We start from the raw sequence: 17,525 nt of genomic DNA on the forward strand, positions 1-17,525 counted from the left end.
TAATATATTAATAAATATCCTGCTTATGATTTCTGATAGTAAAATTATAGAAATTTTCTGTTCTTTAGATGATTTTATGAAAGAATTTAACTTAATTCTTAATAAAAACAGCATTTCTGATGGTTCAACAACTAAAAAACGTAATAGAAAGTTCAAAATGTCTGATAGTGAAGTGATGACCATACTTGTTATATTTCACCTAAAGTCTTACCGAAACCTTAAACACTTTTACTTAAACCATATTTGTAAATACAGACAAGATCTGTTTCCAGATTGTGTTTCTTATAATAGATTTGTAGAACTTCAAAAAAAGGTTACACAACCTTTAGCCGTTTTTATGAAAATGTATTGTTTAGGCGATTGCACAGGTATCTCTTTTATTGATTCTACTCCTTTAAAAGTATGTCACTATAAAAGAGAAAAACAACATCAAGTATTTAAAGATATTGCCAAAAAAAGCTATGGAACTATGGGGTGGTATTTTGGATTTAAACTACATATTGTCTGCAATGACAAAGGAGAAATTATTGATTTTATGTTCACTCCAGCCAATGTAGATGACAGATTCCCTCTCAAACAAAAGAAGTTTCACGACAAATTATTTGGAAAAATTTTTGGAGACAAAGGATATATTGGGAAAGATTTATTTGAAAGACTTTTTGTAGACGGAATTCATTTAATAACTAAAGTTCGAAAAAACATGAAAAAGAAAGCAATGGACTATATGGATAAAGTTATCCTAAGAAAAAGAGCAATCATCGAAACAGTAAATGATGTACTAAAAAACACTTGCCAAATTGAACATTCTAGACATAGATCTTTTGATAATTTCATAACAAATATGATCTCTGGATTAATTGCATATTCTTTTTTACCTAAAAAACCTTCTATAAAAATCCCGAATATGTTACCGAATATTGCGATTGATTAGCTCGAACTCACGTTAAATTACGTATTCTGATTTTCTTTAATGAGATAAAAACATTTTAGAATCAACAGAAACATTAAAAAAGAAAAACCGTTTTGTAAAAAATTACAAAACGGTTTTAATAAATATTAAATCCAATAAAAAACTTTTACTTAGATACCTAACGCTTGTCCACCACCAACTTGAATAGTTTCTGCAGTAATAAAAGCCGCATCTTTACTTGCTAAGAAAGCTACAACACCTGCAACATCTTCTGGTTGACCCAATCTTCCTAACATAATGCTATTTGCCCAAGAAGCAAACACTTCTGGCTTAGTAGCTTTAATTTGAGCATGAAAAGGAGTATCAATTGTACCCGGAGATACTGCATTTACTCTAATACCATATTCTGCTAAATCTTTTGCCAAAGCTCTTGTTATTGCGTGTACACCTGCTTTAGATGTACCATAGATTCCTGCTCCCGGTCCACCTGCGTTCCAAGCAGCATTAGATGTATAGTTAATAATTGAAGCATTTTCACTTTTCTTAAGAAAAGGAATTGCTGCTCTAGATGCAAAAAATGTTGAATCAAGGTTTAAAGCCATTACAAATCTATAAAATTCAGTAGTCATTTCTTCAAATCTAGATCTACCACCTAAACCACCTGCATTATTTACTAACACATCAATATGACCATATTTTTCACCTATCTCAGTAATATTTGCTGTTACAGCTTCATCTTTAGTAACATCAAACCCATAATACTCAGCGGTAATACCTTCTGCTTCTAATTCTTTAACTCTTTTTGCTCCAGCTTCATCATCGATACCGTTTAAAACTACAGTATAACCATCCTTTCCTAATCTTTTTGCTACTGCAAAACCAATTCCTCCTGTAGCTCCTGTAATTACAGCAACTTTATTTTCTATTTTACTCATTTTATATATAATTTTAATATAATTCGTTATTATTTTTATTAATTTTTTGATTTTAATGGCTCTATTTTAGGTATTAATACCCAAACAGATGTTAATGCAATTATAGCTAATGCTCCACCAATTAAAAATGCAGGTGTATAATTACCCCCAGTAGTTACAAATGTAACTAAGATAGTAAGCCCTGCTGCACCAAGTTTAGCAGCCATACCTGCAAATCCTGAAAGTGTACCAACAATCTTTCCACTATAAAGATCACTTGGAATAGTTTGTATATTTCCTATTGCTACTTGAAATCCAAAAAGCAAAACAGCCATAATAATTACTGCATTAAATGCTGATCCAGGTGCTTTTAACAAGAAAAAGCAAGGAATCATAATTAAACAACCTAAAGTTATAGTCATTTTTCGTGTTTTATCTACAGACCATCCAGCTGTAAGTCTATTTTTGGCAAGTAATCCTCCAAATATAGCTCCTACCATGGCACCAACATAAGGTACCCATGCAGAAAATGCAATTTCCTTAATATTTAGACCAAAAACTTCTGACAGATAAATTGGAATCCAAACAATAAAAAGCCACCAGATAGGATCAATTGCAGCAGATGCAATTATCACTCCCCAACTTTCTTTACGTTTTAATAGTTCTCCTGTGGTAGGAGTATACCCTTCATCATAACTGCCATCTCCATCAATATCTTGATTTTCTTGTCCAGATAGAATATATTTTTTTTCATTATCTGACAACCAAGGATGAGATTTTGGATCTGATTTTACAATAAACAACCAAGGTAACAACCATAAAAAACCAAGTACTGCAACAACTATAAATATTGCTTTCCAGTCATAATAAGCAGATAATAAACCAATAACCGGATAAGCTACTATACCTCCAATAGCTGCCCCTGAATTAAAGATTCCTTGAGCTAATGCTCTCTCTTTAGTTGGAAACCATTCGGCATTAGCTTTTGCAGCACCGGGCCAATTTCCGGCTTCTGCAATTCCTAATATAGACCTAAAGATTGAAAAACTTAACATTCCTTGTGCAAAAGCATGTAAAGCGGTAGCAATAGACCAAACTCCAATAGAAAGGGCGAAACCTATTCTAGTTCCCATCCAGTCAAAAATCTTACCAAAAAGGGCTTGCCCTCCTGCATATGATAGTATAAATACAGTTGATATTGTACCATAGATAGCCTTATGTCCATCTTTATCCATCTCTGGAAATAAGTCATTTGCAATATCAGGCCAAAGAGCACCAAAAGCTTGCCTATCAATATAATTTATAACTGCTGCCAAAGCTACAAGTCCTACAACCCACCAACGTAATCCTTTTATTTTCATGTTTATAATTTTTTATTATTCTAAATTATAGCAATACATGTAGAGTTCTTTAAAATGCTCTTTCATTTTTTGTTTTGCTAGTTGAGGATTCTTTTCTTTAATTGCATCAAAAATAGCTTGATGATCATTTATTCCTCTTTGTGCCAAACCTGCATCACATACATGATGCGTCTTAAAATTAGTAATAATTTCTGGAGTAATAATTAGCATAAACGTATTCATTGTGCTATTACCACTGGCTTTTGCTATTGCTAAATGAAACAATAAATCTTCTTGCACAGCATCTTCTCCATTTAATACTTTTATTTTATAAGCTTCAAGTGCTTCATTCAATTTAAATAAATCATCATCTGTTCTTCTTAAAGCAGCTAATCTAGATGTTTTTAACTCTAATAAGATTCTAGTTTCAACAAGTGACTTAAACTCTGGTTTATCTAATTTAACAATGTCATCAATCATTCCATTTAAAGCAGTAACACCAATGTTTGCAACAAAAGTTCCACTTTGTGGTCTAGATTTTAATAAACCATAAAATTCTAAACGGTGTATGGCTTCTCTTACATTACTTCTACTTACTTTAAACTTTTCTGAAAGCATTCTTTCAGAAGGTAACTTATCTCCAGGTTCTAAATTTTTATAATTAATTAAATCCTTTATACCAATTATGATTTCTTTTTGAACCTCTTGATTTTCATTTTTAGTAACTACTTCTAACTTCATATTCTAGATTTTTAATACAAAAACTGGTTAACCAGTTTAACTGCGTAAATATATAAAAAACAAATCTTTTTTATAGAACTTAATGAGATACTTATAATTGTGTTTTAAACTTTGCTGGCAAAGAAATTTACCAGCAAAATTAAATACTATGTATATTAGAATATTATTAAATCTAGTAACCTGTATTTTGAGTTAAGCTAGGGTTTCTTTCTAACTCATCTCCTGGTAATGGCATTAAATAATCATCTGCAGAAAAAGCGGCTTTTGCTCCTTCTAAACCAGATGCACTAAATACAGTTGCTCCTATTTTCCTTCTAGCAATATCATACCATCTTTTACATTCAAAAGCCAACTCAAGTTTACGTTCTTCTAAAACATCATTTACAGTTACAGTTCCTGTAATGTTAGCAGGTACTGCACTTGCTGCTGTATTTAACCAAGAACCTCCAGATCTTGCTCTTGCTCTTACCTCATTCATATAGGTAATTGCAGATGCATTATCTCCAATTTCTACAGCTGCCTCAGCAGCAATTAATAATACTTCCGCATAACGCATCATAGAATAATTATGACTTGTTGCTCTACCATTACCTCTTGCAAAAGGCCCTGGAAAACGTGTGTATTTTGCAACATAAGGTTGATTTTTAGCAAATTTGTGTGGTCCTGCAGTTTTATAACCTCCTGCTGGAATTATATCTCCTGACTCATTAATTCCATCTTTATCAGCGTCTTCAGAGTATTGCACACAATCACCATTACTATCTTCCCAAAACCCAGAAGAAGTACCGTCTGCTTTAGTCTTGTAACACTCATTATAACCTACTTTAAGACCTCCAAAATAAGAAAAATCATCCATACTTACAGCTCTTCTGTAATCTCCTGCAGCCCATGCAGTATAAACTTTAAGAGCAGGAACAGCAACAGACCAACCACCTCCGTTTGTATCACTTCCTCTAATACCTGTCATTGGAGCTATCTGATCATATCCATTATCAGGAGCTTCAAAATTATTATAATCTATTGCAAATATAGGCTCTAATGAAGCGTCAATTTTAGTAGCATCAAACAACGATTGATAATCCGCTTCTAACGCTAATTGGTAAGTTCCTTTTTTAGTAATCACATCTTTAGCTTCCGTAAAAGCTTTTTGATATTCACCCATTGTTAAATACACTAAAGCTAAATAAGAACTTGCTGCAGATTTAGCAGGTATCGCTCTAGAAGCTTGTGTGTTTGGTAACCAAGTTTTAGCAAACTCTAAATCAGCAATAATATTTTCATATACTTCTGCTGCTGGAGTTCTTGTAATAGCTCCACCTGCTACTGCATCTGTAACTGGTGCATCAATATAAGGTACAGCTCCAAATTGTCTTACTAAGTGAAAATAATAGAATGCTCTAATAAAGTGAGCTTGAGCAGTTACTGGGTTCTTAAGATCGTCAGCAACATCTACATAAGTAGCACCATCTATTGCTAAATTAGCTGCAGCGATTCCTTGATATGTTTTTAACCAGAATTCACTAATCATACCATTATCGGTTAATGTAGTAAATTCATTATGCTCTCTTCTTCTAGCTTCATCTGAAGCTAAATCTACCATGTCTGAACGTAACATTAATGCTATAGACAATTTTCTTCCCCAAAACTTCTCATTAATAGCATGTGTAAAGGCTCCATCTACAGCCGTCTGTATATCTTTTGGGCTTTGAAAGAAACCATCAGGAGCTAATACTCCCACAGGTTCTTCTATTAAATCTGAACATCCAATTACTGATATGCTCATCAATAATATGAATAAATATTTATATGTTTTCATGTTTTTATATTTTTGAATTATTGATTAAAATTTAATGTTAAGACTTACATTAACTGATTTTACTGTTGGATAGTTTCCAAAATCAAATCCTTGTACTGTATTAGCAGATTGATTAGCGTTCCCAGAAGAAGAACCAGCATAATTTACTTCAGGATCTAGTCCAGAATAGTTTGTAAAAGTTAATAAGTTTTGTGCACTTACTGAAAATCTCACATTATCCATACCTAATTTTTCAGAAATATCTGAAGGTAAATTATAACCTAAAGCAATATTTTTTAATCTAACATAACTACCGTCTTCAACAAAACGAGAAGAAAACTCTCTATTACTATTATTACCTATACGAGGGGTATTTGTATTTGTATTTGTAGATGTCCAAGCACTATTAAAGTGGTCTCTAGTAGTATTTGCATCACCATTAAACAATTGTACATTGGTCATGTTAAAAATCTCACCACCTTGTGAACCCTGAAAAAAGATACTTAAATCAAAGTCTTTATAAGTAAAGTTGTTTGTAATACCAAAAGTATAATCTGCATTCGGGTTTCCTATAATTGTTCTATCTTCTGCATTAATAACACCTCCACCGTCTAAATCTTTAAATAATGGATCTCCCGCAACACTTCCTGAAGTTGTTGCTGTTCCTTCTGGAAAAGCACCACCTTGGTAAACACCTGCATAATCATATCCATAAAACAAACCTACTTCTTCTCCTACTCTTAAAATATTAGTTCTTGTAGTTCCAGAACTACTTAAATAACTAGGAGCACCATTGTTAAATACATCTGCATCTTTTACTAAAGCAACTACTTTATTTTTGTTTGCTGCTAAGTTAAAATCTGTATTCCAACTAAAGTTTTCATTAGAAATATTTCTAGTGTTTATAGATATTTCAAATCCTCTATTATTAATTTCACCTAAGTTAGCTAAACTTTCTGTATTCGTATTTCCAAAATACTCAGGAATACCAGCATTACTTAAAATTAAATCTTTTGTATCAATATTATAATAATCTAAAGACACTTTAAATCTATTGTTTAATAAACCTAAATCTACACCAAAGTTTGCTTGGTAAGAAGACTCCCATTTTAAATCTGGGTTTGCAGCTTGATCTGTAGAAATAGCATTTACAGTTTGCCCGTTACTAGAAGCATACAAACTAGATAATTTAGCTAAAGAACCGTAAGGATCAATAGAAGGGTTACCAGTAATACCATAACTTGCTCTTAATTTTAAATTAGAGATTGTTTCATTTTCTACTAAGAATTTTTCGTTAGAAACTTTCCATCCTAAAGCTGCAGAAGGGAAGATTGCATATTTATGATTTGCAGCAAAATTAGATGCTCCATCACGTCTTACAGTAGCCGTAATTAAATATTTATCATCATAATCATAATTTACTCTACCAAACTGAGATTGAATTTCGTATTCTGCTAAAGAAGAATCTGGTTGTAATAATGTTGTTGCTTTATCTAAAGCATAGTAAGAAAAACTATCTGAAATAAAACCAGAACCTGCTGCAGAAAAATATTCTGCTGTATTTTTCTGATAAGAAACCCCTGCTAATAATGTTAAATCTCCTTTACCTATTTCTCTATTATAAGTTAAATAGTTTTCATTTAAAACGTTAGTAGTTCTTGTATTCTCTAAATTTGCAATTCCTCCTTCTCTAGAAGCAGTAATTTTTAATGTAGATGGTTGATATGTTCCTCTAGTTCTATTTAAAGTACTTAAACCAAATGTTGTTTTAAAAGTAAGGTTCTCTAAAATATCATAATTTGCATAGAAATTTACTCTAAAATTATCTGTTTTGGTTTCATCTTGTCTTTCTGTAGCTACCGCATATGGGTTGTCTACTTCATCACCAATAGAATTTACTGTAAAATTACCATCTGCTTCTGTTATAGGCTGATCTGGAGCAAATCTCATTGCTAAAGAAATAACATCATCTCCACCAACTGTTACAGAACCATTAGATTGTGTAGCAACACCATTTTTAGTACCTCTACTTCCAAAAAGATTCATTCCTAATTTTAACTTATCTGATATTTGTGCATCTATATTTGATAAGAAAGTCATTTTTTCGAAACCAGAATTAACAATAATACCATCTTGCTCAAAGTAGTTACCAGAAGCATAAAAGTTAATTTTATCTGAACCTCCAGAGAAAGAAACTTGATGATTTGCTGTACTACCTGTTGTATAAATTAAATCTTGCCAATCAGTATCAGCAGTACCTTGAACATAACTAGGGTCTAATATTTTTTGATAAGTAGCAAATTCATCTGCATTTAATAAATCTAATCTATTCGAAGTATTTTGAACTGCATACGTAGTATTTAACTCAATAGTCATTCTACCACTTTTACCTTTTTTGGTTGTTACCATTACAACACCATTAGAACCTCTAGAACCATAAATAGCTGTTGCAGAAGCATCTTTTAAAACCTCTAAAGAAGCAATATCGTTTGCTTGAGGCATAGATGCACCCACAAAACCATCTACTACTATTAAAGGAGAACTATCTGCACTAATAGAAGTATTACCTCTAATTTTAATACTAATAGGTGCTCCTGGCTCACCACCATTATTAGACTGTACAACTACACCAGCTGCACGACCTTGTAATGCTTGCTCTGCATTTAATACAGGAAATGCACTTAACTCATCTGCAGTTACTGAAGATACAGAACCAGTTATATCGCTCTTTTTACGAGAACCATAACCTACAACTACAATTTCATCTAACAAACTAGCGTCTTCATCTAGTTCTACATTTATTGTTTTTTGACCTGTAAACGTTACTGATTTTGATGTAAAACCTACATAAGAAAACTGTAAAACATCTCCACTTTTTACTTTCAATTGATAATTACCATCAAAATCTGTACTAGTTCCCGTTTCAGTACCAGCAATGATAATGTTGGCTCCTAAAATAGGTTGTTGATCTGTCATGGACGTAACACTTCCTTTTACCGTAACGCTTTCTTGTGCATAATTAATTGCACTTAAGAAAAACATTGCAATAAATACTAACTTAATTTTTAAGTTCATAGTTAATTGTTTTGAATTGTTTTGAATTATTTTGAATTACTACTTTAATCATTTAGAAATTTAATAGAACATATTAAATATAAACTCTGCTATAATCAATACTTAATATTTTGTTGTTCTACGTAACTTCTAGTTAAAATTTTTGGTAAACCAAACTGGTTAACCAAACTGGTTGACCAAATATATGCTTTTTATTGAAATAAAAAAACTATTTGTTAATTATTTCACAAAACAAAGTGTAAATATTATGATTATTGCAATTTTATTGGCACAAAAACAACTCCCATAAAGAGTATTGTACAAGACATTAAGTATTTACGAGAAGTATTATCACAGAAGTTTAACTATACTAAAGTTAATAAATAAGAAAACAATACGAGTTTTATAATGCAGAAAGCATCTTTAAAACGAGTAAAGTTGATTTGAATAAAATGGGACAAAAAAAATTACACACATTACTTAGAAAGTATAATGTGTGTAATCTATGTTTTATAGACTTTAAAAATAGTCTATCTTTTATTTATCAATTGAAATAGGTGATATTACAATTTTAAAGAAATTTATTTTACTTAAGGTAAATTAAAATCCAGGAGTAATAATATCTATGTTATCTATAAACACCTCGTTACTGCTATCTTTAGCATTTAATGCTCTTGCATAAATTACAACAATATTCGCTGTTGCTTCAAATGTAAATGTGCTAGTGGTAAATGTATTATCACTAGAAGAACCTTTACTTGAGTTAAAATCATTCGTTATATTAAAATACGCATCTACATTACTATTATTTGCAGGGTCGGTATTTATGTCTTCTTCTGTAGTAATTTCATTATTTAAAATAAAAATTTCGGTATTAATCCCTTCTGCTTCAGAACGTGTATCAATAGTAAATGTATAAACAACACCTGGCTCTACTGCTACAACTTGATATAAACGTCTAGAAGTATTAGCCAATTTAATAGATCTGGTTTTTTTACCATTAACATAAGAACCATCACCTGATGAACCTGGTTGTTCATTAGTACCAAATTCTCCATCAATATAACTATTAAGAGCAGTATTATTCCAAATTGCTCTATATGGACTATCTATTTCTCCAGCAACGTCATCTTTTACCTTGCTATTAGGAGTCATATCCCAAGCATCAGCATTATCACTTGTTTCTTTTTGAAAATCATCACCAGTTCCGTTTTGTACAATTGCTTTAAAAGTAGGTTTTACAGCCCCTACAGGAACAGATTTTGTTTCACTTTTTTCTACCCCTGCCTCATTAGTAGTTGTTAAAGTAACTTCGTAAGTTCCTTCTGCAAGATAAGTATGAAGTGGATTTACGTCATTAGATAGCGAACTTCCGTCTCCAAAATCCCAGCTATAAGTTGCTGCTAACAAAGAAGCATCTGTAAATTGAACAACAAGACCATTACCATCAAAAGTAAAATCTGGTACTGTAGACAACACCAACCCTTCTATATTTTTTGATACTGCAACCTCTACATCTAAAAAATTAGTTACTGTTAATTTTGCGATAAAAGTATCTGCTGTTTTATAAATATAAGAAGGATTATAATCTGCATCTTGCTCTGTATCTTCCGAGTTCCAAGTTACTGTTTCACCATCTCCAAAGCTCCAAACTAAAGATTTTGCTCCAGAAGTTAAGTTTTCGAAAGTGACTTTAGAATCTACACTTGTAAAGTTAAAATCGACAAAAACAGGTGCTACTTTAGATGAATCTACGGCAACTAAACCATCTGTACTTGTAGTGGTCAATTTTACCATATACTCACCTCCTTTAGCATATTTATAATCTGGGTTTGCTTCTGTTGATGAAGTACCGTCTCCAAAATCCCACAAGTAAGAAGCGGCATCTGTAGAGTAACTTCTAAAGACCATTGTTAAATTATCGCTAGCATCTGTACTCGTAGTAAAAAGTGTACTAGGTTGTATGTTATTTACGCTTCCTGTTGGAGGTACAAATTCCTCATATCCATTATCATAACATGATACAAAACCTAAAAGGATAAAAGAAAGTGCCAAAACACTCCTATTAAATTTTTTAATTAATTTATAAATCATAATATCTATTTTAGATTTAAATTATTGTTTAACTATTATATCAAATGAATCTATTCTTATTTCATCATTTTTGTTTCTACCATAAATGATTACCGTTTCATTATCTCCTGCTTCAAATGTAATGGCGTGTTTTTTAAAAACGTCTGCAACTCTACCTGCTCCTGTATCTGTTCTAGATGCAATAATATTCTCTGTTAGTAAAGACTCTGCATAAGAACCAGTAGTAGGTACTAAAACAGATACTGTCATTTCGCCACCTTCACTATCTAAGTTAAATGCACTAAAATAGGTTAACACATACGTTGCACCCTGTGTAACTTCTATTTCTTGATATAAAGATCTTGTTCCGTCTGAAGGAAATTTAGCTGCTTGTAAACCTTCTGGTAAAATTCCTGCTGATTTTGAGTTGACTTGAAAAACGGAACCCCATAATGAAGAACTAGGTGCTTTCCAAGAAGCTCTACCGTCTCCAGTTCCATCAAACAGACTATTATCTTCAAAACCTGGCTCACCAATTTCTGGTGTTGCAATTGTTGGTATTGCCTGATTAACAGTTATTAATTTTTCTGTATATGCAGATTTACCTAAATTATCTGTTACTGTTAAACCAACTGTATATTCACCTGGATCTGGAAAAGAAAATATTAACTCTTGATCTTGTAAAGTAGCTGCAGTTAACTCTAATATTTGAGTTTCTAAATTAGCTACATTTAGTGCTGCCTCGGCTGTAATTGCTTCTTCTGCCGCTGCTAATTGTGCTTTTAAATCTACAATTGAAGCATTTAAAACATCAATTTTATCTTGATTTGATTCACATGGAATTTTAAACTCTAGTTTTGCAATTTCATTTTCTAAAGCTAAGGTTGTAGCTAACTCTGCTTCAATTGATTGCTTTAGAATAGGCAAATCTTTATGAACAAAAGTTACTCCTTCTGATGGAGAAACGGTCCAATCATAATGTGTACCGTTTACCGCTAAATTAGAACCCGCCTGAAAATTGAATTCATACTTAGCCCATAACTCAACATCATTACAGTCAAATTCTGAAGAGGTAACGTCTGTTAAAGTGTAAAAAGGAGTTGGACTTGTAAAGTCTTCTAAATCTCCTACTCCAGGTAAATCATCATTAATACAAGAGGCTAGCGTTAAGAATATCCCTAACACAATATATTTTAATTTAAACAAATATTTTTTCATAATTATGCGTTTTTAGTATCCACTATTCTGTGAATAAAAATTAGGTAAATTGTCTATTTCTCTCTGAGGAAAAGGAAGGTATTTTTTTGGACTTGTATAATTTAAACTGTTTTCTGCCGAAAATTTTACCAAAACCTCATCTGCAACACCAAACCTTACCAAGTCATATAAACGTTGATTTTCATATACAAACTCTACTCTTCTTTCATCTAATAATTGTTGTTTTGTTAAATTAGCAACCTCTTCCAGACCTGCTCTAAATCTAACTTCATTAAAAGCTTCTATTGCTCTAGAATCTGTAGTACTATCGTTGTTTCCTATAATTGCTTCTGCATATAATAACAACACATCTGCATATCTTAAAACAATCCAATCATTGTCTCCTATTTCTCCATCTGTAGGAAATTTAGCATTAAAAGTATCATTAGTTATGTCTGCTGGGTTGTATGATAATGCATTAATACTTGCATAGAATCTTACGGGTTGTAATTCTGGATTCATCACCTCTAAAAAATCAAGAGTGGCAATATTTACTCCATTAGAAGGTCCTTGCAATGTCATTGCAAAACTATGTGATTCTGAATCTGTTTCCACCTGATCATTTAAACCACTATCACTAGTTACGTAATTATCACTACTTACTAAATCATAAGCAATAGAAAATATTACTTCATTATTAATTTCAAACCCAGCATTATTAGACCAAGAACCATCAAGTACTCCGTCTGTATAACCATTAGATATTTGATTACCAAATACGTGACCAAAATCAACAATTAAGTTTGCATAATATTCTTGATCCGTTAAAACATCTGTAATTCCATCAAAATCTACAGCGTTATTTCTTTCGGTATACAATAAGTTATACCCATAAGAAGTATTATTTTCTACAACAGAAGCTAATAAAAGTTCTGCTTCTGTATAATTTGGGTTTGGTTGACTTAAATATGCTTTTGCAGCTAAACAAATTGCAGCGCCTTTAGAAGGACGGTATCTATTTTGTTCCGCATCATTTAAATAAGCTATTGAAGTTTTAAAATCATTAATAATTTTCTCATAAACTTCTGCTTCTGCCAACTGCGGATATTCTAATGCTTCTTCATTAGTAATATCTAAAACCTTATCTATATAAGGAACATTTTGATATGCTCTAACTAAATTAAAGTGACTTAAAGCTCTCATAAAATAAGCTTCACCAACAGTATATTGTTGGCTTTCTGGAGCTAAAAAACGGTTATCGATAATAGTGTTTGCATGTTTAATTACATGCATATTATTAGAATAATAAGTAGCAACATCTCCATTATTAGGATCTACATTATAAGCACTAATTGCAGGGAAATTTCCATTTTCTGAATTTGCTCTTACATTATCTGATCTTAACTCTGTTAATAAGAATTCATTTGCTGGAATTTTTTGATAAGCATCTAAAACTCCATTTGATAATGCTATAAAACCATCATCCGTTTGCAGTAATTCTTCTAAAGAAAGCGCCGTAGGGTTACTAAGGTCTAGTTCTGTTTCACAGCTTGTTAACAAAGCCATAAAAGAAAAACAAACTATTATATTTTTATATATATTTTTCATAATTAATTAAAATTGAAAGTTAATACCAGCAGAAATTGTTTTAACCACGGGACCATCTCCTCTTTGATAACCTGCGGTTAACGGAGTATTTGCGTTATCTGATGTTTGACCAGCAGCTTCAGGGTTAAATCCTTCATATCCATTAGCTGTAAAGAATAATAAATTTTCTCCTGTTACATAAAATCTTAATTTATCAAAATTATATTTTGATGTTAATGATTCTGGCAACGTATACCCTATTGTTAAATTTCTTAAAGCTACAAAAGAGGCATCTTGTATGTGATCATCTGTAAATCTTCTATGAACCGTTAAGTCTTTATCTGGAAAATTAGAAACTTCATTTACTGCAGATTCACTCTCAAAATACAACTGATCTAAATCTGCAACTCTTACCTCTGCTCCATGAGATCCTTGTAATTGGAAAGAAAAATCAAAATCATACAAGGTAAAATCAGAATTAAAACCCCATTCGAAATCTGGATAAGGGCTACCTAACTCTGTTCTATCATCATCATCAATTACACCATCACCATTTAAATCTTTTACATATACATCTGCATATTTATTGTTAAATCTATTAAAAGGATTGTCTACCCATTCTAACGGAATTTCTTTATCATATACCCATCCATAAAAAGAAGTAATTGGTTGCCCAACTTTAGCAATAAATTCTGTAGGTCTTGTATCTTGATCTATTCTAGAAATAATTTGCTCGTTATTACCTAAACTTTCTACGGTATTTCTGTTTAAAGAAAATTGTCCTGATGCACTCCAACGGAAGTCTTCTTTAGAGATTATTCTAGAACTTAATTCTAGTTCTACCCCTTCATTTTTTACCTCACCAAGGTTTTGCAACCAATTATCTGTACCATAAGTAGCAGAAGTAGGTGCAAACAGTAATAAATCTTCACTTGTTCTTGTATAATAATCTGCTGTTAAGCTTAGAATACCTCTACCAAATGTAACATCTATACCTGGGTTAAATTCTCTTAATTTTTCCCAACCAAGAATTTGGTTTGCTAAAGTAATCCCCTTAACTCCAGTACTTCCATTATAACTAACAGAATTAAATGCTTCTTCAAATCTGTATAAAGATTCAAATATATTATTTGATATTTGATTAGAACCAGATACACCATAACTAGCTCTTATTTTAAGAGACGAGACGATATTGTTTGATGGGAAAAACTTTTCGTTTGTTACCACCCAACCTAAAGATGCAGCTGGAAAAAATCCTGTTCTAGAATCTGGACCAAATCTTGTACTTGCATCACTTCTTACTGATAATTGAAATAAGTATTTTTCATCATAATTATAATCTAATCTTCCAAAATAAGAAACAAGCTTCTCGCTTGCGTTATCTGTATAGGTAGTTCCACCATCGGCAATTGATATATTATTATTAAAATCATTAGTAAAACCTACAGCTTCTGATTCTTGTCTATAATTATCACTCTGCATATATTCAAATCCAAGAACTGGACTAAAGTTATGTTTACCAATACTTTTCTTATACCTAAGAAGCGATTCAAATGTATATTGATTTAATTCATCTCTTCTTTCTAATCGATAAGCTTCTTGATCTCTATTTTCTTGACCATATAAGTAATCTGCTTCGTTAGATTTATTATGACTAAAAACACCAGAAACAGTTTGTTTAAAATGAAGATCGTCTGCCAATTCAAATTCAATATAAGAAGATGCATTTAAGCTTAATTTCTTTTTGGTTCTAGATCTTTCTAAGAAATGCACTAAAGGATGTACGTTTTTAGTTGTTGATAACGTTAAACCACCTGATGTTAAAGGGCTAACTGTTGGCAAACCTGTATTAGGATCTCTTGCAATTGCTCTAGGATTATTAGGATCTACAGTAAAAACATGATCGAAAGCTCTAGAAAAACCATAACTACCAACACCTAAGTTTTCAAATAATTTTCCTGCATCAGTAGAAACACCAACATCGGTAGAAAAATTAGTTACATATTTTAAATGTTCTTCATTTAAATATAAAGGCACATGCCCCATTTGTCTTAATGGATCTGTAAATCTAGCTGGTAACTTTTTTTGATCGTTATAATTTACACGAATACTTGCCCCGTACTTAATTTTCTTATTTTTTGATTTACTATCGATTTTTACTCTAGCATTGTACTTATTAAAGTTATCTGTAAGTGCGATACCTTCATCTTCAAGATATCCTAAAGAAGCAGAATAACTTGTTAATTCAGACCCACCTCTTACTGCAAAAGAATGACTCTTTGTAAAACCTCCATCAAAAACTTCATCTTGTAGATTTCTTTCTCCACCACCTAATGATGCAATAAAATCCATAGCTTCTAACTCAGCATAAGCAGTATTATAATCGCCAATAATTCTACTATAATTAATACTATTAGGAGAAATAGCATCTACTGTACTTTGTAAACCATCTAATCTAGATCTTTCTTGAGATATTGTGGTGTTAAAATTATCGTTTTTATCTGCATATCTATACCCTATATACGTATTGTAAGAGAATCTCGTTTTACCGGCTATCCCTTTTTTAAGGGTTACTAAAATTACCCCATTTGCACCACGAGAACCATAAATAGCAACAGAAGAAGCATCTTTTAAAACACTTATAGATTCAATATTATTATTATCTATAGATCCTAAAATATCAGAATCTGTACCTAAAATAACCCCATCAACCACAATTAAAGGAGAAGATGAACCGGTAACAGAACCAGGTCCTCTTAAGGTGATTTTAGGATCTCCACCAGCTTCAGAAGAAACTACTTGAATTCTTAAACCTGCAACTCTACCTTTAAGAGCATCCTCTACACGAGATACTGCTTGGTTTTGAAGATCAGCTCCAGAAACCTTTGTTAAAGCACTCGTTACATTTTTTTGTTTTTGATTACCATAACCAACTACAACAATTTCATCTAAAATATTAGAATCTTCTTCTAAGGCTACATTAATTGTTTTTTGATTTATAAAAGTTACTGTTTTAGTTTTGAAGCCTAAGTAAGAAAACTGAATAACATCTCCAGATTTAACGTTAATTTTATAATTACCATCAAAATCTGTACTTGTTCCTTTTATAGTTCCTACAAGAATAATATTAGCTCCTAGAATGGGCTCATTATCTGTTTTAGACATAACATTACCCGTAACTGTAACACTTTCTTGTGCAAAATTTACTGCACTAAAAAAAAGCATTGCAATAAATACTAGTGTAATTTTTAAGTTCATTATTAATTGTTTTGAATTATTTTTCTTTTAAAAAAACATTTAATTTTAAAAAAATGTCAATCTACTCTTAAAATTAAATACTGCTATATTTAAGTGAATATCTATTATTAATTACTCCATAAAACTTTCTTTATTAGGAATAAAACAGCTATTAGTATAGCTACTTTTGTACATGATGCTTCACAAAATGCACGAGGTGGAAAATAAACTGAATCTCCATAATCAAATAAAACTGTTTAACCTCTTGTAATGGCTGGCATATTTTTCCTTATGCCTTATCTCCAAAATAAGATGGGCCATCACCTGTTAAGAAATCTTCTCTCACCGGGCTAAACGTGTCAATTAGTTGTCCTTCTTCTAAACAAACTGCACTATGTAATAAATTAGGTTCTATATAAACACCATCTCCTGCTTCTACAATTTTCTTTTCTCCATCAATTTCAAATTCAAATTTACCTGAAACACAATAAGTAGCTTGCGTATGAAAATGTTGATGTGGAGCACCTAATGCTCCTTTATCAAATTTTACACTTACCATCATAATTTGATTATCGTAACCTAAGAATTTTCTTGATACTCCACCTCCAAGTTCTTCCCATTCTAATTCTTTTGAAATAACATATTTGTCACTGAATCTATTCATTTTTCCCATTTTA

11 protein-coding genes are annotated in these 17,525 nt (G+C 31.6%); 1 reads left to right on the forward strand and 10 read right to left on the reverse strand.

Translation table 11 applies throughout. The features are described from left to right. Positions 1-25: 25 nt before the first annotated feature. Positions 26-931 carry an IS982 family transposase gene (locus tag GQR92_RS08715; RefSeq protein WP_158837965.1) on the forward strand — a complete coding sequence of 302 codons (906 nt, stop codon included), beginning with the start codon at positions 26-28 and terminating at the stop codon, positions 929-931. A gap of 149 nt (positions 932-1,080) precedes the next feature. Here the strand turns inward: GQR92_RS08715 and GQR92_RS08720 are convergent, their stop codons facing one another. The 10 genes from GQR92_RS08720 to GQR92_RS08765 all read right to left on the reverse strand — a co-directional run bounded on the left by GQR92_RS08720 (position 1,081) and on the right by GQR92_RS08765 (position 17,512). Further along, complete coding sequence (locus GQR92_RS08720; RefSeq protein ID WP_158838809.1) at positions 1,081-1,845, reverse strand: SDR family NAD(P)-dependent oxidoreductase; 765 nt, start codon at positions 1,843-1,845, stop codon at positions 1,081-1,083. A 38-nt stretch (positions 1,846-1,883) separates the two neighbouring features. After that, positions 1,884-3,185 (reverse strand): MFS transporter, encoded by a 1,302-nt coding sequence (locus tag GQR92_RS08725; protein WP_158838812.1) that lies wholly within the window; start codon positions 3,183-3,185, stop codon positions 1,884-1,886. A gap of 15 nt (positions 3,186-3,200) precedes the next feature. After that, entirely contained in the window at positions 3,201-3,905 is a 705-nt protein-coding gene (locus GQR92_RS08730; protein WP_158838813.1) for a FadR/GntR family transcriptional regulator, read from the reverse strand. A 172-nt stretch (positions 3,906-4,077) separates the two neighbouring features. Next, positions 4,078-5,721 (reverse strand): RagB/SusD family nutrient uptake outer membrane protein, encoded by a 1,644-nt coding sequence (locus tag GQR92_RS08735; RefSeq protein ID WP_158838815.1) that lies wholly within the window; start codon positions 5,719-5,721, stop codon positions 4,078-4,080. 24 nt (positions 5,722-5,745) lie between these two features. Continuing rightward, a complete protein-coding gene (locus tag GQR92_RS08740) occupies positions 5,746-8,775 on the reverse strand; it encodes a SusC/RagA family TonB-linked outer membrane protein (protein WP_158838817.1) in 3,030 nt (1,009 codons plus the stop codon). A gap of 579 nt (positions 8,776-9,354) precedes the next feature. Further along, positions 9,355-10,848: a PKD domain-containing protein gene (locus tag GQR92_RS08745; protein ID WP_158838819.1), complete on the reverse strand. Its 1,494-nt coding sequence runs from the start codon at positions 10,846-10,848 to the stop codon at positions 9,355-9,357. 21 nt (positions 10,849-10,869) lie between these two features. Beyond that, positions 10,870-12,045: a hypothetical protein gene (locus GQR92_RS08750; RefSeq protein WP_158838821.1), complete on the reverse strand. Its 1,176-nt coding sequence runs from the start codon at positions 12,043-12,045 to the stop codon at positions 10,870-10,872. A gap of 12 nt (positions 12,046-12,057) precedes the next feature. Next, positions 12,058-13,632, reverse strand: a complete 1,575-nt coding sequence (locus GQR92_RS08755) for a RagB/SusD family nutrient uptake outer membrane protein (protein ID WP_158838822.1) — start codon at positions 13,630-13,632, stop codon at positions 12,058-12,060. 6 nt (positions 13,633-13,638) lie between these two features. Continuing rightward, complete coding sequence (locus tag GQR92_RS08760; RefSeq protein ID WP_158838824.1) at positions 13,639-16,869, reverse strand: SusC/RagA family TonB-linked outer membrane protein; 3,231 nt, start codon at positions 16,867-16,869, stop codon at positions 13,639-13,641. A 268-nt stretch (positions 16,870-17,137) separates the two neighbouring features. Then, positions 17,138-17,512, reverse strand: coding sequence for a cupin domain-containing protein (locus GQR92_RS08765; RefSeq protein WP_158838826.1), 375 nt, complete (start codon positions 17,510-17,512; stop codon positions 17,138-17,140). Positions 17,513-17,525: the final 13 nt, after the last annotated feature.

The organism is Polaribacter sp. L3A8, from assembly GCF_009796785.1.
In the GTDB taxonomy this organism is placed as follows: Bacteria; Bacteroidota; Bacteroidia; order Flavobacteriales; family Flavobacteriaceae; genus Polaribacter.